The sequence below is a fragment of the Wolbachia endosymbiont of Mansonella perstans genome, from assembly GCF_020278605.1.
Lineage (GTDB): Bacteria > Pseudomonadota > Alphaproteobacteria > Rickettsiales > Anaplasmataceae > Wolbachia.
Map to the genome: position 1 here is coordinate 1 of NZ_JACZHU010000007.1, position 19,098 is coordinate 19,098.

Consider the following 19,098-nt stretch of genomic DNA (forward strand, 5'->3'; position numbering starts at 1 on the left):
TTGATGTTTAATATGGTAGATCCTAGTATCAAGTACTGGAATGACGAAAAAAGGAGGCACTGGGATAACGTCATTCTTTTTTCTGGGTGCAAGCTTGTATCTACTTCGATAGGGGAATACAAGAAAGTGTTTATGACTATTTTTTAGATAAAATATAGAATTTCAATAAATTTAACCTTTTTATGCAACTATATGGCAATGATAAATAAACATGAGAGGGAAGAGTTATGGCAATAGAGAAGAAAAGGTTTTTTGAAATAATAAAAAATGTCAGCAAGAATAAGAATCTGAGTGAGGATAATCTACTTGGAAGAGTAAAAAATGAGTTAAAAGAGAAAGATATAGTAGAATATAACAAGTTTGATAAAGAATTTAGTAAAGAGTATCAATTTGGCATAAAATTTCAGAAGAAGCTGCAAAAAGTTGGACATTATTAAATCTTGCTGTGGCATACGACAATCTGTTGATAGTGGAACTTCTACTAAAAAAGAAAGTGAATGTTAACACTCGAGTGAAAGATGGATCTAAAGATGATGGACCAACTGCTCTACATATTGCTGCTTCCTATGGTCATAAAAACATGGTAGAGCAGTTGCTAAAAGATGATCGAGTGAATCCTTTATTAAAAAGTAAAAATAAGACTCCAAAAGATATGGTCGGTGATGCGTCAAACAAGAATACCTTAGTAGAAATGTTGGAGATAGCAGAAAAAAATTATTCGCTGAAGAAAGCAAAAGATCTTAACATAAAGATTGAAGGGAGAGGTTGCTATCATTTAGCTCAGAATAATCATAAAACTCAGGCAAGCTTAACTGCAAATGTGGGTAATGTAACTTTCTGCACCCGCAAATGTTATAGATCCTCACTTAGAACGACGCAATTCTATAGATGAAAGCGTCAGTAGTTACAGTAGTCTAGAGTCAGGACAATCCGAGACCACATCTATTAGGGAATTAGAAAATAAGTTAAAGAAGTCGCAGGAAAATGTTGCTGCAGTTGTGAACTTTTCAAGCAAGCACGAAAGGGAATTAAATGATCAATTGAATAGATTAGCTCAAGAGAAGAAAGATTTAGAAAGTGAAATTGAAAGGTTAAGTAAGTAAGCGAATCAGTTAAAGAGACAACAGACTAATACACAACAACAATTAGATGATACTCTGGAAAAGTTAAGTGACAGAGATAGTCGAATCCAAGAATTGGAAGATTGGACGAAGAATTAAAACAGGCTGAGGAAAAGCTGAAAAAAACTCAAAAGGATCTAAAAGAATTAAAGGATTTCTTAACCAGTCATGAGACTAATCAGGAGGCACTTAATAAACTCGATGAAGAGAATAAATCGCTGAGACAAAAAATAGAAGATCTGAAAAGTGAAAATGCAACGCTTAACAGCGAATTAGAAAAGAACAAAAATCAGCATTCTCAAACGAGTGAAGTGTCATAAAAAAAAAGTAGAAAAAAAGCCACCGTTGCCAAAAATTGCATACTTAGGCCTTGTAGCCACGTCAATGATGGGTTCTGTCCTTAGTATTGTTTCAAGACTGTCTGTTCTATCAATAATTGTAACTTCTGTAACACTTGCGTTGGCAGCTAGTGGTATTACATACACAATGTCAAAACCCACCACTAAATTGAAAGAGGCGAATATTCAAAGTCCAGACAACAACAAGGTTTGTGAAGTTTAACTTGGAGTAATCTAGCTTCATCTTTTAGAGTCTGGTAACGGAAACGAGCCTTGTTGGCTGCAAGCTAAATATAGCATATAAATAAATTTAACCTCTTTATGAAATTATACAGTAGTAAGATTAAAGGAAATTAATGACAGTAAAGCCAAAAGTACGCGCATGGAATAAAAGTAGAAACGACACTACAACAACAAAAATCAACCCAAATTAATAAGTTATGTAATCAAACATAAAAATGAACTTACTTCCGCTGTCAAACGCGGCTACGCAAAGGCAGTAAAACGTTCAATAGGAAACAAATCAGCTAAAGTACGGGATAAGGATGCATTTTTTACTCTTTCACGTAAAGTTGCTGCACATAATATCTTAGACGTGGTAAAGCATCTAACAAAAAGCGGAATGGGTATTGAAATAACAGATCAAGGTGGACTTACTCCTTTGCATATCGTTGCTGCCTGCAATAGTGCAAAGTCAATAAAGTATTTATTAGAAAATGAAGCAAATCTTGAAGCACGAGATAACGGTGGATATACTCCTTTATTTTTTGTTGAGAGCAGACATAACAGCAAGATAATAGAACTTTTGCAAGAAAAAACTAAGAGTAAAAAAGACTTAGATAGGGATGTATTAAAGGAAACAAAAAGTCAGCATTCTCAAACAAGTGAAGTGTCATTAGAAAATGAAGTATCACTAGAAAAAGCAGAAAAAAGACAACCTTGTTTCTTAAAAATTGCTTCCGTAAATCTTGCAGCTATGTTAGTAGTACTTAGCATTGTTTCAGCTTATCTGTTCTTCCAATGATCGCAACTCACGCGATATTTGTATTAATAGCTGGCTGCATTACATCATGGTATCAAAGCCTACTACCGAATTGAAAGGAGTGGCTATTCAAGGCTTGGTGCAACATGGTGTTAGTAAGGTTTAATTTGTGGCAATATCTGCTTTACTAGCCCCTGGCAATTTTGATATAGTATCCTAGTTAATCTATAAAAGTTTATAAATGGCAACTTTAAGCGTAAGAGAAGCTTTATGCACAGCAATCAGAGAAGAAATGCAAAACGACCCTGATGTGTTTATTATGGGAGAGGAAGTCGCAGAATATGACGGTGCTTATAAAGTCACGAAAGGATTGCTGGAAGAATTTGGAAAAAATAGGGTGATTGATACACCCATTACCGAACATGGATTTGCTGGTCTTGCTATTGGAGCAGCGTTTGCTGGACTTAGGCCAATCGTCGAGTTTATGACTTTTAATTTTTCTATGCAGGCTATCGATCAAATTGTAAATTCTGCAGCAAAAACAAATTATATGTCAGGTGGACAACTTGGATGCCCTATAGTATTTCGTGGACCAAATGGTGCTGCAGCGAGAGTTGCTGCGCAACACTCTCAATGCTTTGCATCTTGGTATTCGCATGTACCAGGATTAAAAGTAATAGCACCTTATTTTGCCTCCGATTGCAGGGGCCTGCTTAAAGCTGCAATTCGTGATCCAGACCCAGTGATATTTCTAGAAAACGAGATCGCTTATGGACATGAGCACGAAGTTCCTGACTCTGAGCTATCGAATAAAGACTATTTACTTGAGATAGGCAAAGCTGCTGTTATACGAGAAGGAAAGGATGTAACTATCACTGCTTTCTCACTGCAATTAATGGATGCTTTAAATGCAGCAGATTTACTCTCTAGTAAAGGCATAGAAGCTGAAGTTATTGACCTAAGAACCTTAAGGCCACTTGACACTGAAACTGTCATTAACTCTATCAAGAAAACTAATAGATTGGTCAGCGTAGAAGAGGGTTGGCCATTTGCAGGAATCGGCGCGGAACTTTCGGCTGCGGTTATGGAGAATGGATTTGACTACCTTGATGCTCCAGTTGTACGCGTAACAGGTAAGGATGTTCCCTTACCCTATGCTGCAAACCTGGAGAAAAAAGCATTACCGCAAGTGGAAGATATAGTTGACACTGTGCACTGGGTCTGCTTTAGAAAAACTTAGCTATTTATCAGGAAGAGCGTAGCTAGGCCAAGAAATATAAAAGCTGAAAGAATATCGGTTGTTGCTGATGTTAGAATTGAAGAGGAAACTGCAGGGTCAGATTTTAAACGATGGAGCATTATAGGAATGAAAGTTCCAATAAATGTTGCAATGATCGACATCATAATCATGGAGGCTACAAAAATGATCCCCACTTTGAAGCTGTGAAATCTCACTGCTAATATTACGAGTGAAATAGTAGATAAAATTATCCCATTTATAAGACCTATTAGAAACTCTTTTATCAGTATTCTGCTTGCATTTTGCTCAGTTAAATATTTTGTTGCGATTGCTCTGATGGTGAGCGTTACTGTTTGGGATCCTGCATTTCCGCTCATCGATGCAATTATTGGCATAACTATTGGCAGTACTACAAAACTCTTTATTACGTTATCGAAAAAGCCAACTACTATAGAGCATATCGTTGCGGCTAAGAGGTTAAACAATAACCAAGGTAGCCTTTGAATTATGGTTTTATGTACAGGAGCATTTATGTCAGCCTTAGATGGCACACCGCTTATTTTCAATACATCTTCTTCTGTTTCTTGTTGGACAACTTTTATTACATCTTCGATTAAGATCACACCTATGATTTTACCGCGCTTATTTACTACAGGAGCGGATAATAGAGAGTAATCTTTAAATATTCTTGCTACTTCTTCCTGGTCTACACCAGTTTTTATGATTTTTATGTCCTGACTCATTATTTCTCTTATTGTTGTTTTTCCTGAGTGGGATATTACCTTATTTAAATTAACACTACCTATAGGTTCCAATTTTGAGTTGATGACAAAAATCTGATGAAATGTTTCTGGTATTTTTCTATAGTTGCGCAAGAATTCTGTTAGTTGGGTTATCGTCCAATAATATGGGGCTATAACCATGTTTTTATGTATCAACCTTCCTGCACTTTCTTCTGGATATGATAACAACTCTTCTACTAACTTTTGAGTTGTATCGGGTAAGTAGTGAAGTATATTTTCTATAGATTTTCTATCCAAATCCTTCACTATGGTTACTATGTCTTCTACATCAAGAAGAGTGAGTAACTTTGCCGTATTTTCTACCCCCAATGTTTCTATAATCTCCACTTGTAAATCTGGTACTACATGCACTAGGGCATCACTTAACAAATGTTGATCTAGGATACTAACTAATTTTTCCCTGTGGTCACTGATTGAAGTAGATAAAAAATAGGCTAACTGAACGCTATCTATTGTTTTTACGATATTGCGAACGTTTTCTAGCTCCTCGTTATCAAGTGACTCGATTAGGTCATCAATAGCCTTATTATTTAAACTATAATGGGAATTTATCTCAATATTCATATCTTCACCTTACTTCTTAACAAATATACATACTTGATCCTTTTAAATATTAGAGTATAATAAGATTATTTTAAATTAACTACTATATGGTTAAATTTCTGTTTTGTGTACTGTTATTGCTATTGATAGTGAATATATTAAAATCTAAAGCATAGTGAAAGCCTATTTAGAAATTTTTGAACACTTTCAGAGCTTAGATAAAAGTATTTCTGTGATTAGGAGGTGTCTTTAACGTAGAAAAACTGAAATCACGCCTTGCAGAGCTGGAATCTCAAGCCGCAGGTAATGACCTATGGCAGGACAACCAAAAAGCACAAAAAATTTTAAAAGAATGTTCTAAAATCAAAAATGATGTGGAATCATTTTCAAAGTTAGAAAGTGATTACAATGATGCTATCGGACTAATGAAATTTGCTATTGATGAGAATGATGAGGAATTTTTCTCTAAAGTTGAAAACGAATTAGTGAAGCTAGAGAAATTAATCAAGCGCAAGGAAACAGAATCTTTATTTACTGGTGAAGCAGATAATAATGACTGCTTCTTAGAAATTCACTCAGGAGCTGGAGGAACAGAGAGTAATGATTGGGCTGAAATGCTCATGCGTATGTATACGAGGTGGGCAGAGATTTATCACAACTTTAGAGTTGAAGTTGTAGAAAAATTGGAGGGAGAATCGGTTGGCATAAAATCTGCAACGATAAAAATCGTTGGAGAAAAAGCTTATGGATGGGCAAAAAGCGAAAGTGGTATTCACAGGCTGGTTAGAATATCACCATTTGATGCAAACAGCAAACGTCATACCAGTTTTGCAAGCGTAGGGGTGACACCTGTGATAGAAGATTCAATTGATACTGCTGTGGATGAGAAAGATCTAAAGATCGACACCTACCGCGCTTCAGGGGCAGGCGGTCAACATGTAAACAAAACTGAGAGTGCAGTGCGCATTACGCATGTTCCAACAGGTGTCACAGTTCAGTGCCAAAACAGCCGTTCCCAGCATCAAAACAAGCATGAGGCATTGAGATTGCTTAAAGGACGTTTATACCAAATTGAGCTGGGAAAAAAAGAGCGGGAAATGGCTGAAGAATACGGCAAGAAATGTGACATAGGCTGGGGAAATCAAATCAGGTCATATGTTGTGCATCCATATCAAATGGTGAAAGATTTAAGAACCGGATATGAAGTGGGGAATATAAATTCCGTCTTTGATGGTAATATAGACTATTTCATAGTTAGTGTGCTGACTAATAAAAATTAGGAGTTTTTATGATATACGTTCAGAAGCGCAGCTGGAAGACACGTTATGAGGGTTTCAAAAGTCTGTTTCTTAGCTTTTGTACTAAAATACGTAACGCTTGAGCCAAGTATTTGTGGAGGTAATTACACGTCTGGTTTAGAGGAACAACGGAAATTATATGAATAAGAAACAACAAACGATAAGGGTAACGTTGCTGACTTGCTCAAAGAAGTTTCAAAGATGACTTACTAAAGATTCTTACTGATACAGATGTAATTTAGGATATGCCAAGTGGTGAAAAATGCACTGTAACATCGCCTGGCCTTACTACAATTCTTGATCGTCAGCAAAGCATTAAAGCTATTCTAGATGCAGCTAGAGAGCAAGGCATACAAAAAGAAGTTTTTGCCGATATAGAAAAAGGTGATCATGGAAAAATTAAGACTATCTTAAAAGAAGCTGAAGATTAGGGTACGCTAGAACAAAGTTTCTCAAGTTGAAAAGGATATATCTGACAATAGAGTAGCAAGAGGAAATTCGACTAGTGACGAAAGTGCGACAACTGACAAGCAACTAGTAAAGCAATAATGATTGGTACTGTTTGTGGCGTTATAGCTGGATTAGCAGTAGGTATTGGATATGGCGTTGCTAATGTTGGATTATCAATGTCAGTTATAGCTGCATAGCTGTAATTGCTGTGTTAGCAGTTGGGCTTGCTGTTTTTGGTATTGCATATGCAATATAAAAACCTAACACCAAAGTAAACGAAACAAAAGTAAATGAAAATGCTCAGGAAGTCCTAGTTTGAGCATATAGTTCATAAAACCTCACTATTACTACAAGACCACAGATCCTATTTTCTTTGTGTGCTACTGTGTTGCTCTATAGACAATATGCACCATCTTCGGAGAGTAAAGTTCGTGCTGGCTCCTTTGTTTAAGGCTTTCAATTACCTACTTCTTGTCAGCTTCGGCGCGTGCATTAAAACTACATTGAAGGTCTACACCACCTTCAATAAGGCTACATTGCAAGCCAAAGCCAGTAGCAAAATCTTCTATTTTATCAGGAAGATTTCCAGCAATGATTCCCTTTATAGCAACATTTTGGTCATTTGCAGTTGTTCATATCATTTCTTTACCACCTTTGATACCGTCATCCGCAATCCTTGTTACACAATCCGATCTATGGCTTGTTTACCTTTCATTACTCGGGATATTACTTCTATATCTGGCTGATTCTGATCTGTATCGTCCTGTTGCTCTAATTTATTAGCTTTTTCTTTTATACGTTTTTTGTACTCTTCTTCACTTTTTACTTTGACTTTATTTACTTCCATACTTGTATCTTTTTGATTGAAGAAATCTCTATTGATGTAATAAAAAATAAGCGCAGGTATCAGTGAAGTAATTAGATTTGATATAATACACGGGATTAAAATTATAGCAGCGACAATATAAATTAGGACTCTAGCTATAAACTTTAGTATTTTGGATAGTTTAGAATCGTTCTTGTGAGCACTAACAGCATTCAAAAAAAGGTAGACACACAATCGACGCTATTGTTGCAGCAGTAGGTACGATAATTGGAACAAGTAGAAGAGCGTTGATTAGCTTTTTCCAGGTATTAGCTGGTTTAGCGCTACCACTTAGCGATGCAAGATGGTTTTTGCCAGCGTTAGTAACCCATTTTATACTTGATTAAGACTCTCTCACTATTTTTTTAGATAAATTAACTTCCATTGGCTTTACCATACTCGTGATTACGCCAATTATACTAATAACTAATATAGTAAAATTAAAATAAAACTTTCACTTCCGTATTTTTTGTTATTACGGAACAAAAAAACTACTTGACAACTTTTGCCATTACCTTTATCACAATACTGAAGCTATTATTTATCTTCAATCTGTACAGATCAAACAACAAAAACTCAATGTACTTGGCGTACTGTTGTTTAATTTTTTGCACTATGTGTACCTCATGCCTTTAGTAAGTTTTCAAGGTTTTTACCTATTATAACTAAAATGCGTTTGTTAAAGCGTTTAAGACAATAAAAAAATGCCAATTTAAAAGATAGATAGTGAATAACTAGCTAACTGGGTTTCTTTTGCCTTTTTTCTGTTTAGTGAATCTCTTAACATTTAAATTTAGGTCAGTTGAGGTTTAAAAGCAGCTAGATTAGACGTTTAGAATAAAAAAACGCTAATTTATAAAGTTAATATAAATCACTAGCCACCAACCGGGTTTCTTTTGCTTCTTTTTGCTTAGTTTAGGTTATGCAAGAAATCTAATGCTCGTACAGTCACAACAGGTCTGGAAATTTTTATAGAACTAAAACTAAAGAAAACTTGCATGTAAGCTTATCAAAGTGTAAAATTAAAATTGTTTTAAAATGAATAGGTAAATTATGAATCTTATTACAAAATCCGCTATTGATTTTACTGCTCCGGCTGTTCTCTCCGACGGAAAAATAGTTGACAGCTTCTGTCTAAGCAAATACGTAAAAGATAAGTATGTGGTCCTTTTTTTCTATCCACTTGACTTTACCTTTGTATGCCCAACTGAGCTAATATCATTTAGTAACAAAATAGAAGATTTTTCAAAACGCGGTGTTGAAGTTATAGGAGTAAGTGTAGATTCAAAGTTCTCACATCATAGGTGGCGAGAGACCCCAGTTAATGATGGTGGTGTTGGAGAGATTAGCTACACTTTAGTGTCTGATATCAAAAAGTCTATATCAAGAGACTATGGAGTATTATATGATGACTCAATTGCTCTAAGAGCAACTTTCATTATTGATGATCAGTTTGTTGTACGTCATCAATCAATAAATGATTTACCTCTAGGGCGCAATATTGATGAGTTCATTAGAATCGTTGATGCAATTAAACATAACAAAGAGCACGGTGAAGTATGTCCAGCAGGATGGAAGAAAGGCAAACCAGCAATGCAAGCAAGTGATGAAGGAGTAGCTGACTATCTAAACTCATACAGTGAACAATTATAGATGGGGCAACTTAGTACAAAAGTTCTCATTATTGGGTCTGGAGCAGCGGGTTATGCTGCTGCTATATATGCAGCACGTGCAAACTTAGAGCCAATTGTAGTAACCGGAATGCAACCTGGTGGTCAGCTTATGATTACTACGGATGTTGAAAATTATCCCGGATTTATTTCAATACAAGGTCCAGAATTAATGGAACAAAAGAGGTTGCATGCAGAGAAGGTTGGAGCAAGAGTAATAGACGATGAAATAAAGAGCGTTGAGCAGCTTGAGGATTCTAATGAATATAGATTTAGGTCTTTTGGTGATATTAATAATTACTACTCAGATGCAATGATCATTGCATCTGGTGCGCAAGCGAGATGGCTTGGCCTGGAGAGTGAAAAGAAATTTCAAGGTTACGGGGTCTCAGCGTGTGCAACTTGCGATGGTGCATTTTTTAGAAATAAAGTTGTAGCTGTTGTTGGTGGTGGAAATACCACCGTTGAAGAAGCAATATTCTTAGCCCATTTTGCTAAAGAAGTTGTACTAATACACAGGCGTGATAAATTAAGAGCAGAAAAAGTAATGCAAGACAGGCTCTTTAGAAATGATAAAATAAAAGTAGTATGGAACCATACCGTGGAGCAAATTCTTGGAGAAGAAAATCCAAAGAAAGTTACTGGCATTGCAATAAAATCAACGGAAACTAAAAAAGTTCAAGAACTAGAAGTGGATGGAGTATTCATTGCAATTGGACATGCACCAAATACGGGTATTTTTAAGAGCTTTGTTGAAATTGATGAGCAGGGTTATATAATTACGAATCCTGGAACAACTTTAACTAGTAGGGCAGGGGTGTTTGCTGCAGGTGATGCTCAGGATAAAATATATCGCCAAGCGGTAGTTGCTGCGGGAACTGGATGCATGGCTGCGCTTGACGCAGAGAAGTTTTTAGAGTGCACAAGTGAGTAAAGAGCCAAAAAAATAGGGAATACATAAATAACCCTTTTCAATAGGGAAGAGAAGTTCATTGCTATTTTCTTTTTTTGTTGTATAGTTATGTTAGTGGGTTATTAGGTAGGTTTAATATATCTTTGTAAAGGAATGGAGTAGGTACTGCTGAGTCAGAAAGGACCAAAAAGCCACTCGGTATGCCAACAAAGGAGTTATTTGATGCCATTGATAATGGAAACCTAGAAGATTTTAAGCAAGCCCTGCAAGAAGATGCAAACGTTAATGCGTTTTGTGCAGGGTATACACCATTAATGACTATAGTTACTAATTTGTCCGCATGTCCTAGAATGGAGACGGAAAAGAAATATCATAGTATGGTCAAGCTATTTCTACTGGACCAGAACATAAACGTTAATATTCGTGAACAAATCAATGACAACACAGTTTTACATTTAGCAATGTGCTTTTAACAAAAGAAAACGTTACAACTTTTGCTTAGTCACCCAAACATAAGCACTAATATAACCAATAAGAAACACCAAAGTCCTAGTGAGTGTGCTAGGCAAAATCGTGCTAAACATTTGATAATAGAAATACAAAAAGCACAAAAAGGGAAACAATTACTAAATGCCCTTGATAGCGAAACATCTACCAAGCGAAAATACTATTGAATCAAGAGCTTAACCCTAGCTGCTGGAGGAGAAACCAAAATGGAGAAATAGAAACACCACTTAGCCTAATCATCAAATTATGTTTACAAACGATAACAAAAGATAAAAACGAAGTACTGACTAAACTTTTAAAACATAATGAGCTGGATTTTAGTCAAATAAAGCCAATACAAAATAAAGAGCTGAAGTCATTGGTTGAGCTAGCCATTTAAGGAGCGATTAACTGATACTGTTAATAGAAAGGATTTAGATGATGCAAAAATTAGTGGAAGATAATTGCTTCATGAGGTATGCAATTGTTGCTGCTGCGTCGAGAGGTGTTGGTGATCCAATTGAATCTATTACGAATTATTTAAATAAAAAATTTCCTGTAAGTATGGAACGCCCTTTAGCAGGGATGAATGATATACCAGGAGATGAATGTTTGAAAAAAAAAGCAGGGAGAGGTTGATCAACAAGCAAGAACTGGTACCCCTATTAATCAAGAAATGACTGATAATGTAGATCAACCTTTACTAAAGAATGAACGGTTCGTACTAAAGGCCTGGATAATAGAAATCAAAAGTCCTCGAAGGCAAGCGCTTCAGGTAGAAATTACGCCTCTACTTTCTTCATGTTATCTGGAGCATTTGTTGTTGGTGCATGTTTAACGATAGTGGATTATCCAGAGATAAGTGCTTGTCTTGCTGCAGTTGCACTGGGTCCTTTTTAGCATGGTATTTTCTATACAAAGGAGATGAAAAAGACATAGGACCTGGCAGTGCTACCGATAATCCTCAAGTTACAAGGATTTTTATTCCTTTTCCAAATTCTGCTGGAAATTTTTATACACACTAAAAATATCTTGATAATTTAGATGAGTGTAAACTTGAGTAGTTTCCAGGCTTGAATGGCCAAGTAGTTGTTGTATTGACCTTATGTCAACATTTTCTTGAAGCAAATGAGTGGCGAAACTGTGACGTAATGCGTGTGGAGATAAAATTTCCGGCAAGTTCAACATTCTTCTTACTTTCTGCAAGCGATTAGCAACATAAGTTCTTCCTAATTTTTTCCCTCTTACCCCCACAAAGAGATATTGTGATTCATTGTCAATGCCAAGGTAAGGACAAGCTTTTATATATTCTTGTAAGCACTTTTTTACTACCGGAAGAATAAATACCTGCCTTTGTTTGTTTTCCTTACCCGTAATTATTAGGCTTTCGCCACTTACATCACCAACCCTAAGACTCAGCGCTTCACTAATTCTTAAGCCTGTGCCATATAGCAGAACAATAATCGCAACTTCTCTTTTTATTACCCAGGGTTCACCCAAGTCAGATAATTTCACTTTTTTCAGTAGGATTTTTACATCAGGTATTGATAATGCTTTAGGCAAAATTTTTCTCTGAATTGGGTTTGACAAGGAAAATACAGCCTCATTGTTTATTTCATAATTGTTTTTTATGTACTTGAAAAAGTTTCTGATTGCTGACAGTGCGCGAGTGTTAGACCTTGCATTTATACCTCTTGTATAACGGAAACTAAGCCAGCTTCTTAGCTCAGATATGCTTAATTTTTCTAAGGAACCAATATTTACTTCTCCACCAATGTGAGCGCTGAGGAAATTTATGAGATCTCGCAAGTCTCTCATATATGATTCTAAAGTGTTAGGCGAGTAAGATCTATTGCATCTCAGCCATTCACACCAATTTCCAATAATTGAACCAAGGTTACTTTTTAAAGAAGGCATCGATACACGCGTCTCGAAAAGCTTCGTTTATATCAGGGTGAGAGTGACAAATTCTATATATATCCTCTGCTGCAGCACCATATGCCATTGCAACTGCTGCTTCGTTAATTAGTGTATCAGCATATGCTCCTATGATATGTACACCTAGTATTGTATCTGTGGTACCGCAAGTTAGCACTTTCACGAACCCCTCGGCATCACCAGTGATTTTTGCTCTGCCATTTGCAGCAAATTGGCATTTACCAACTTTATATTTGCAACCGGCACTTTTCAGTTCCTCTTCGGTTTTACCGATTGAAGAAACCGCAGGGTGAATATAAATGACGGATGGTATGATCCCATAGTCAACGTGAAGTGACTGTCCTGCTATTGTCCCTGCAACTGCCACTCCTTCTTCTTCTGCTTTATGAGCAAGCATTGCTCCACCAATTACGTCACCGATGGCAAATATTCCTTTCATATTAGTTTCATACCTGTTGTCAACTTGAATGAAACCACGATTATCTTTCTCTATCTTCTCATCGATACCAAGACCCTCGGTGCATGGTTCACGACCCACTGCAATGAGCACCTTATCTGCCTCTATAGTGTTTCTTCGGTTATCTTGGGCAGAGCAAACTTTTACACTGAGAGAATTACTATTTTGTTTTATCTCCTCAACTTTAGTGCTGAGTAAGAATTTTATTCCTTGTTTTTGCAGACTAGAAAGAAGAGACTTACTTAATTCTCCATCCATTGCTGCAGCAATTTTATCAAGAAACTCTACCACAGTGACCTCAGACCCTAGCCTTTTCCATACAGAAGACATCTCAAGCCCTATTGCTCCAGCTCCGATCACGACAAGTTTTTTTGGTATTTCAGTTAGAGACAACCCACCGGTAGATGAAATGATATTTTCCTCGTCAATATTAATTCCTGGCAGAGAAATAACATTAGAACCGGTTGCAATTACTATATTTTTTGTCTTCAACGTCTTGCCTTCAACTGAAACTTCAAGATTACCTTGATCAAAATCGGTAATTTTCCCAAGTCCGTTGATTTTAGTGATCTTGTGAAAGCTGAACAGATATTCTATACCTTTCCCAAGCTCCTGAACTCTAGCATCCTTGTATTCCAACATTTCTTTTAAATCAAAACTCGCATCCTTAACTTTTATGCCAAGTTTTGACAGATCATTTTTCGTGTGAAAATACTGATAGGAGGAGTGAAGTAAAGCTTTAGAGGGTATACATCCAACTCGCAAACACGTACCACCAAAAATGCTGTTTTTATCTATACAGGCAACTTTCAATCCAAGCCTTGCAGCAGCAATGGCACACTTATAGCCACCCGGACCTCCACCTATAACAATCAGATCGTAATCAGTCATAAAAAACAAACCTATTTTCTAAAGAATAAACACCGTTTCCCTCAGTTGTCACATATATCTTATCATGGGTAAACACTGGAGTGTAAAACACATTACCAGGTATTTCAATTGCCTTTCCTGTGTTTTCAGATTCAGGAAAAGCAAATACCAACCCTTTATTACTGTTACCCATAAAGCATGAGCATACCATACATAGTTGGAGCAAACAATTGCGTATTTTCTATTAAATCGGAAGTCCAGACTGTTTTTCCGTTTCGTATATCGACACCGATTATTTTATTATCTTTAGTAACTACAAAAATCCTGCCACAGGTTCTTTGCTCCTTTGCAGGAATGAGAGGACTATAATATGATACAATGTCTGATACACTTTTTACTTGCAATGGCTTTGACCACAAAATGTTTTTTGATTTTATGTCAATACCATAAATATAAAAATCGTTTGTAGCTACTAAAGTATCGTCAAGCACTATTGGTATAGTGGTCACGTCTGTGAGCTGTGTGTTCAAAAGGTTTGTAGCCAATTTTTGGCTCCACAATTTTTTACCATCTTCGTTAAAAGCTATCAATTCACCATTTGAAAACAGTGCTATTATTTTATCATTGGAAATTGCGGGTGATATGGAATATAAACCACGAACCACATTGATACCATTTTGATAAGTCGAAATGGAGCTGCCATCTTTTATATCAAACGCATACAGGTAGTTATTGATGGTTAATACTATCAGTTCATTGTTTGTTACTATTGCTTTTCCTCTTACCGGAGCTCTCAGTCCTTTTTCCCACTGAGCCTCACCAATTTTTGCATCTATTGGATTCAGAACGTTATTTACTATAAAGAAAACAATTCCTCTATGGCACAATAGGCTCATGTTACCAATTTTCTTTCTATGTGGAAGATGCAATTTCGAATTCAGAGCCCTTGAGCTATTAACATCAAAGAAATACAAAGTGCCGTGCTTATCTGCCAAAATGATACTATTTCCTGTAAGCACTGGAGCCGCATAACCTTGCGATAATTTTTTATCAACCAAGGTTATTCGTTCGCCTTCCATTGTGTAACTGCTACGCAATAACATTATCATAACAATTACTACTTTCATTACTTATTGAAAACAAGACTTATCAATATACATACTAGAGTCGTTAACCACAATGAAAATGTTCTAAGTTGAACCAAAAGTTAAATATCAACGTCATGCACATTTAGCGCATTGGTATTGATAAAATCACGGCGTGATTCGACTATATCGCCCATTAACACTGAGAATATAGAATCAGCTTCCTCACAATCTTTTATTTCAACTTTGAGCAAAGTTCTAGTTTCAGGATTGAGTGTGGTCTCCCAAAGTTGATCGGCATTCATTTCACCAAGACCCTTAAATCTCTGCAGAGTTAACCCTTTTTTACCATAGTCCATCACTATTTTCGCAAGTGTGCTTGGAGATTTGATTTTTATTTCAGTTTCTTGTGACTTTAAAAATGAATCACCATTAAATAAGTCAATTATGTCATCAAGAGAACTCAATATATTTTGTATTTCTTTGCTTTCAAGCATGATAAGCGGAAATATATATTTATTTGCTAGTCCTTGAAATAACTTAGAGATATGCACTTCTCTTTCTTCATCTCTTATTTCTACTTCCCAATTGTATTCGTTATACATTAACTCTAAATATTTCAATATCTCATTAGCAGACGATAGGGCACTCTTTTTGCTTAGAATTAGTAGTGACTCCAATAGATTTTGTGGTATTTCCCTGTCATAATTTTTGCTAATGTTTGAAATACTAAGACATTTGTCCAAAGCAAAGCGTAAATCTTTATCTGTACCGCTTAATGTTAATCTTTTAACCGCCAAGTTTACTATATACTCTTCAAAAGTTTCGTCATCTTTAATATAGGTATCTTTAGCATTTTTTGTAACTTTGTAAAGAGGTGGCTGTGCTATATATAAATATCCTCTTTCAATTACCTCACGCATATAACGAAAAAAGAAAGTTAGAATTAAAGTTCTTATATGTGAACCATCAACGTCTGCATCTGTCATAATGATAATTTTATGATACCTAGTTTTATCAATGTCAAAATGCTCACCTCCTATTCCAGCTCCAATTGCAGTAATTAAAGAACCAATTTCTGCGGATGAAAAAATACGGTCTAAACTTACACGTTCTACGTTTAGAATTTTCCCCCTTAAAGCAAGTACCGCTTGTGTTTTACGATTACGCCCCTGCTTTGCAGTACCACCTGCAGAATTACCCTCTACTATAAATAATTCCGATAACTCAGGAACTTTTTCCTGACAATCAGCAAGCTTTCCAGGTAGAGTGGAAATATCAATGGTGTTTTTGTTTTTAACTAACTCTCGCGCTTTTCTTGCAGCTTCTCTTCCTTTAGCTGATCTGATGACTTTTTCTACTATGCTTGCTGCTAATTTTGGATCAGTTTCAAGTATTGTACTCAATTTATCAGAAACTATGTTTTCTACAACTGTGCGCGCTTCAGAACTGACCAACTTATCTTTTGTTTGTGAAGAAAACTTAGGATCAGGCATCTTAAGAGATAAAACACAGGTTAACCCTTCCCTGACATCTTCCCCAGCCAAATTCACTTTTGCCCTTTTCAAAAACCCTTCTCTAGTTGCATAATTGTTAATACATCTAGTTAAGGCAGACCTAAATCCTGCTAAGTGTGTACCACCATCTCGTTGTCTTATATTATTTGTAAAGCACAGCATATTTTCGTAGTAAGAGTCATTCCACTCCATTGATACTTCTACGCTAATGCCGAGATCCTTTGTATCACCTCTCATGCTAGCAATTTTGGTAACACGCGTCTTATTTTTATCTAAATATCGTACAAAATTTGCTGTGCCAAAATTATCTTGAGATTGTTCACTATCATTAAAATGAGACTCTACACGCGGTTTGTTACGAAGGTCACGCAAAGTGATCTCTATATTTGAGTTTAAAAATGCCAATTCTCTAATACGACTCTCAAGGGTAGAGTAACTAAAATCAATACTACTAAAAGTCTCCATTGATGGCATGAACGTTACTCTAGTCCCCCTTTTGCTTGTATTTTCGTTTATTACCCTTAAAGGCTCAATGGACTCACCATCTTCAAAGCGCATAAAGTGTTCTTTCTTGTTGCGCCAAATAGTTAACTCCAGCCAGCTTGATAACGCATTTACAACTGAGATTCCAACACCATGTAATCCACCAGAAACTTTATAGGTATTGCTATCAAATTTTCCACCTGAATGCAGTTGGGTCATTATTACCTCCGCTGCTGATATTCCTTCTTCTTCGTGGATATCAGTTGGAATGCCACGACCATTGTCGGTTACGGATACTGAGCCATCTTCATTTATGCTAACCTCAATTTTATTACAATGCCCAGCTAAAGACTCATCTATCGCATTGTCGACAACTTCATATACCATATGGTGCAAACCAGACCCATCATCAGTATCACCAATGTACATACCTGGACGCTTCCTTACAGCATCAAGACCTCTTAAGATTTTTATTGCATCAGCGTTGTAATTACTTTCCATGGAATTGCTTTATTCATGAATATTAATTAATATTACATTTGTATATGTCGATTAGCAACATTTTTAAATAAGTCTACAGAGTTAAGAGGCTTTTGTATTGTTGTTTTGGACTACCAGTTACTGAGTTTACTTGAAGTTGTGGTAACTTGTTTTTACCTGCTTTACATGCTCGAATCCTTCTTGTATAAATTCATCTAAATTCAGTTCTTCATCCTGAACTTCTTAACTAACTGCTTTTTCTGCTTCTTCTATAAAATTACTTACTAATTGATTATCTTGCTATCCACAGCAACTAATTTCACTAGCTTTCTTTTCATCCAGCTTGATAACCACTGATGGATGCAAAGCAGCTAAATATTTAAATAGTTTATTGTATGTTCCACCAGCACAACTTTGACCTTGGTTGCCATAAGTTGTTGCTGCATCTGTAAGACCTCTTACAAACATATCCTTTCTATTTTTTATATCTCCATTGCTTAAAGGAACTGTTGGGTCTTCTGTTTCTGTGTTTTTATCGTTGCAAGCTTTCTAACACAAAATAGCTGCTTGCTTTAGTGTTAACTGACTATAATTATCTTTGAAACCATTTCCTGTTCTATTGATAAACTTCAAACACTCAAGTGCTTTAGATTTTTCATCTGCCTTAAATTCATTTGACTGTTCGATATACTCTTCAATATCAGTTATATTTCCCCTATTTAGCTGTGCATGGAACTCTTCCTTGCTTAGGTCCTCTTTATATTTCTCTATAAGTTTATCAATACTCAAATTTATACTAGAAACTGTGCCTGGATCGTGAGTGGTTTTCGCAACAAAAGGAAGGACATCAACTAAACCATATATAAGAAGTAGTCTTTCTTCTTCCTAAGCTTCTTGCATTCAGTTAAAAAGCTGCTGCACTTCTTCAATAAGTGTCCGGTTTAGTAGCCACAGGAATAACACAGGCAATGCTAAAAGTATACAGGAGGCAATAATGCATACAGCCAAAACAGCTTTTGGTATTACCGTGATGATATTTTTTGGCCGAGCCGATAATCTCATTTCATTTTCTCTTGATTTCAAAAAACAATCTACTAATCATGAATACAGAAGGAACTGTATAAGAAGAGCAAATGGGACAATCATACTTACCAATAAAATTATGCCAATAGATCGCTTAATTTTACCAGTATTGTGGTAAGTATTTTGTGCTCTTTCTACCACAGCACGTGCTCTATCTTGCTGTTGGTTATTATTTTCACCTAACATATTACATATTTATTTCAATATTAGTATAATATACTATAAAAGTAATATAAATAAGAAATTTATAGGCTATAGCTTAATTATAAAGGTAGAAGCAAGGTGGAGCATTTGAGGAGGGAAGCAAGTTTTGACGCTAAATCAGAAAATAGGTTATGTAATACCAATTCCACTACACAAGGAACGAGCAGACAACAATAGAGAAAAGCTACCCAATAAACGAAAAAAACTACTTGACAAACTTTATCAACCCCCTTATCACGATACTGAAGCTATTTGTTAACTTTCCAATCTGT

The 19,098-nt window shown here is 36.0% G+C and carries 20 protein-coding genes and 1 pseudogene; 12 read left to right on the forward strand and 9 right to left on the reverse strand.

Going from position 1 to position 19,098, the window contains the following annotated elements; all coding sequences use genetic code 11:
* Positions 1-227 precede the first annotated feature (227 nt).
* The 3 genes from IHO13_RS00755 (at position 228) to IHO13_RS00765 (ending at position 1,441) form a co-directional block, all read left to right on the forward strand.
* Positions 228-437, forward strand: a complete 210-nt coding sequence (locus IHO13_RS00755; protein WP_225537378.1) for a hypothetical protein — start codon at positions 228-230, stop codon at positions 435-437.
* Positions 438-445: 8 nt separating this feature from the next.
* Positions 446-892 carry an ankyrin repeat domain-containing protein gene (locus tag IHO13_RS00760; RefSeq protein WP_368666861.1) on the forward strand — a complete coding sequence of 149 codons (447 nt, stop codon included), beginning with the start codon at positions 446-448 and terminating at the stop codon, positions 890-892.
* Positions 893-1,204: 312 nt separating this feature from the next.
* Positions 1,205-1,441 carry a hypothetical protein gene (locus IHO13_RS00765; protein WP_225537380.1) on the forward strand — a complete coding sequence of 79 codons (237 nt, stop codon included), beginning with the start codon at positions 1,205-1,207 and terminating at the stop codon, positions 1,439-1,441.
* Here IHO13_RS00765 and IHO13_RS00770 read toward each other — a convergent pair.
* Positions 1,436-1,606 carry a hypothetical protein gene (locus tag IHO13_RS00770; protein WP_225537382.1) on the reverse strand — a complete coding sequence of 57 codons (171 nt, stop codon included), beginning with the start codon at positions 1,604-1,606 and terminating at the stop codon, positions 1,436-1,438. The genes IHO13_RS00765 and IHO13_RS00770 overlap by 6 nt on opposite strands.
* A gap of 298 nt (positions 1,607-1,904) precedes the next feature.
* On the opposite strand from IHO13_RS00770, the gene IHO13_RS00775 reads away from it, so the two are divergent.
* Both IHO13_RS00775 and IHO13_RS00780 read left to right on the forward strand, forming a co-directional pair.
* Complete coding sequence (locus IHO13_RS00775) at positions 1,905-2,483, forward strand: ankyrin repeat domain-containing protein (RefSeq protein WP_368666862.1); 579 nt, start codon at positions 1,905-1,907, stop codon at positions 2,481-2,483.
* A 199-nt stretch (positions 2,484-2,682) separates the two neighbouring features.
* On the forward strand, positions 2,683-3,681 hold the full coding sequence (locus IHO13_RS00780) for a pyruvate dehydrogenase complex E1 component subunit beta (protein WP_225537388.1): 999 nt from the start codon (positions 2,683-2,685) through the stop codon (positions 3,679-3,681).
* Here the strand turns inward: IHO13_RS00780 and mgtE are convergent.
* On the reverse strand, positions 3,678-5,048 hold the full coding sequence (gene mgtE / locus IHO13_RS00785; RefSeq protein WP_225537391.1) for a magnesium transporter: 1,371 nt from the start codon (positions 5,046-5,048) through the stop codon (positions 3,678-3,680). The genes IHO13_RS00780 and mgtE overlap by 4 nt on opposite strands.
* A gap of 154 nt (positions 5,049-5,202) precedes the next feature.
* Here mgtE and prfB point away from each other — a divergent pair.
* Positions 5,203-6,307, forward strand: a protein-coding gene (prfB, locus tag IHO13_RS00790; protein ID WP_225537393.1) for a peptide chain release factor 2 whose coding sequence is annotated in 2 segments (ribosomal slippage) — positions 5,203-5,277 and positions 5,279-6,307 — 1,104 coding nt in all. Because the reading frame shifts where the segments join, the coding sequence is not laid out codon by codon here.
* Positions 6,308-6,570: 263 nt separating this feature from the next.
* Entirely contained in the window at positions 6,571-6,756 is a 186-nt protein-coding gene (locus IHO13_RS00795) for a hypothetical protein (RefSeq protein ID WP_225537395.1), read from the forward strand.
* Between the two features lie 698 nt (positions 6,757-7,454).
* Here IHO13_RS00795 and IHO13_RS00800 read toward each other — a convergent pair.
* Complete coding sequence (locus IHO13_RS00800; protein WP_225537398.1) at positions 7,455-7,817, reverse strand: hypothetical protein; 363 nt, start codon at positions 7,815-7,817, stop codon at positions 7,455-7,457.
* A gap of 876 nt (positions 7,818-8,693) precedes the next feature.
* On the opposite strand from IHO13_RS00800, the gene IHO13_RS00805 reads away from it, so the two are divergent.
* The 4 genes from IHO13_RS00805 (at position 8,694) to IHO13_RS00820 (ending at position 11,348) form a co-directional block, all read left to right on the forward strand.
* On the forward strand, positions 8,694-9,293 hold the full coding sequence (locus tag IHO13_RS00805; RefSeq protein ID WP_225537400.1) for a peroxiredoxin: 600 nt from the start codon (positions 8,694-8,696) through the stop codon (positions 9,291-9,293).
* A complete protein-coding gene (gene trxB, locus IHO13_RS00810) occupies positions 9,294-10,244 on the forward strand; it encodes a thioredoxin-disulfide reductase (RefSeq protein WP_225537402.1) in 951 nt (316 codons plus the stop codon). It abuts the gene before it with no gap.
* Between the two features lie 179 nt (positions 10,245-10,423).
* On the forward strand, positions 10,424-10,696 hold the full coding sequence (locus IHO13_RS00815; protein ID WP_225537405.1) for an ankyrin repeat domain-containing protein: 273 nt from the start codon (positions 10,424-10,426) through the stop codon (positions 10,694-10,696).
* A gap of 451 nt (positions 10,697-11,147) precedes the next feature.
* The gene (locus tag IHO13_RS00820; RefSeq protein ID WP_225537407.1) at positions 11,148-11,348 is read left to right on the forward strand and encodes a hypothetical protein; all 201 of its coding nucleotides are present in this window, start codon (positions 11,148-11,150) and stop codon (positions 11,346-11,348) included.
* 342 nt (positions 11,349-11,690) lie between these two features.
* On the opposite strand, the gene IHO13_RS00825 is transcribed toward IHO13_RS00820, so the two are convergent.
* From IHO13_RS00825 to IHO13_RS00855, 6 genes and pseudogenes are all read right to left on the reverse strand, one after another.
* A complete protein-coding gene (locus IHO13_RS00825) occupies positions 11,691-12,626 on the reverse strand; it encodes a tyrosine-type recombinase/integrase (RefSeq protein ID WP_225537410.1) in 936 nt (311 codons plus the stop codon).
* Complete coding sequence (gene lpdA, locus IHO13_RS00830; RefSeq protein WP_225537412.1) at positions 12,607-13,995, reverse strand: dihydrolipoyl dehydrogenase; 1,389 nt, start codon at positions 13,993-13,995, stop codon at positions 12,607-12,609. Before lpdA ends, IHO13_RS00825 begins: the two co-directional genes overlap by 20 nt.
* Positions 13,988-15,101 (reverse strand): annotated as a pseudogene (locus tag IHO13_RS00840) (outer membrane protein assembly factor BamB family protein). The gene lpdA and the pseudogene IHO13_RS00840 overlap by 8 nt, the downstream one beginning before the upstream one ends.
* Positions 15,102-15,181: 80 nt before the next feature.
* Positions 15,182-17,560, reverse strand: a complete 2,379-nt coding sequence (gene gyrB, locus IHO13_RS00845; RefSeq protein ID WP_225537419.1) for a DNA topoisomerase (ATP-hydrolyzing) subunit B — start codon at positions 17,558-17,560, stop codon at positions 15,182-15,184.
* A 279-nt stretch (positions 17,561-17,839) separates the two neighbouring features.
* On the reverse strand, positions 17,840-18,007 hold the full coding sequence (locus IHO13_RS00850; RefSeq protein ID WP_225537422.1) for a hypothetical protein: 168 nt from the start codon (positions 18,005-18,007) through the stop codon (positions 17,840-17,842).
* Positions 18,008-18,088: 81 nt separating this feature from the next.
* Complete coding sequence (locus IHO13_RS00855) at positions 18,089-18,328, reverse strand: hypothetical protein (RefSeq protein WP_225537424.1); 240 nt, start codon at positions 18,326-18,328, stop codon at positions 18,089-18,091.
* Positions 18,329-18,533: 205 nt separating this feature from the next.
* Between IHO13_RS00855 and IHO13_RS00860 the strand changes: the two genes are divergently transcribed.
* Positions 18,534-18,740, forward strand: coding sequence for a hypothetical protein (locus tag IHO13_RS00860; RefSeq protein ID WP_225537426.1), 207 nt, complete (start codon positions 18,534-18,536; stop codon positions 18,738-18,740).
* Positions 18,741-19,098: the final 358 nt, after the last annotated feature.

Coding starts and splice junctions, on each gene's coding strand:
- IHO13_RS00755 (WP_225537378.1), top strand. CDS start 228: ATGGCAATAGAGAAGAAAAGGTTTTTTGAAATAATAAAAAATGTCAGC.
- IHO13_RS00780 (WP_225537388.1), top strand. CDS start 2,683: ATGGCAACTTTAAGCGTAAGAGAAGCTTTATGCACAGCAATCAGAGAA.
- mgtE (WP_225537391.1), bottom strand. CDS start 5,048: ATGAATATTGAGATAAATTCCCATTATAGTTTAAATAATAAGGCTATT.
- IHO13_RS00795 (WP_225537395.1), top strand. CDS start 6,571: ATGCCAAGTGGTGAAAAATGCACTGTAACATCGCCTGGCCTTACTACA.
- IHO13_RS00805 (WP_225537400.1), top strand. CDS start 8,694: ATGAATCTTATTACAAAATCCGCTATTGATTTTACTGCTCCGGCTGTT.
- trxB (WP_225537402.1), top strand. CDS start 9,294: ATGGGGCAACTTAGTACAAAAGTTCTCATTATTGGGTCTGGAGCAGCG.
- IHO13_RS00815 (WP_225537405.1), top strand. CDS start 10,424: ATGCCAACAAAGGAGTTATTTGATGCCATTGATAATGGAAACCTAGAA.
- IHO13_RS00820 (WP_225537407.1), top strand. CDS start 11,148: ATGATGCAAAAATTAGTGGAAGATAATTGCTTCATGAGGTATGCAATT.
- IHO13_RS00825 (WP_225537410.1), bottom strand. CDS start 12,626: ATGCCTTCTTTAAAAAGTAACCTTGGTTCAATTATTGGAAATTGGTGT.
- lpdA (WP_225537412.1), bottom strand. CDS start 13,995: ATGACTGATTACGATCTGATTGTTATAGGTGGAGGTCCGGGTGGCTAT.
- gyrB (WP_225537419.1), bottom strand. CDS start 17,560: ATGGAAAGTAATTACAACGCTGATGCAATAAAAATCTTAAGAGGTCTT.
- IHO13_RS00850 (WP_225537422.1), bottom strand. CDS start 18,007: ATGTTTGTAAGAGGTCTTACAGATGCAGCAACAACTTATGGCAACCAA.
- IHO13_RS00860 (WP_225537426.1), top strand. CDS start 18,534: ATGCATACAGCCAAAACAGCTTTTGGTATTACCGTGATGATATTTTTT.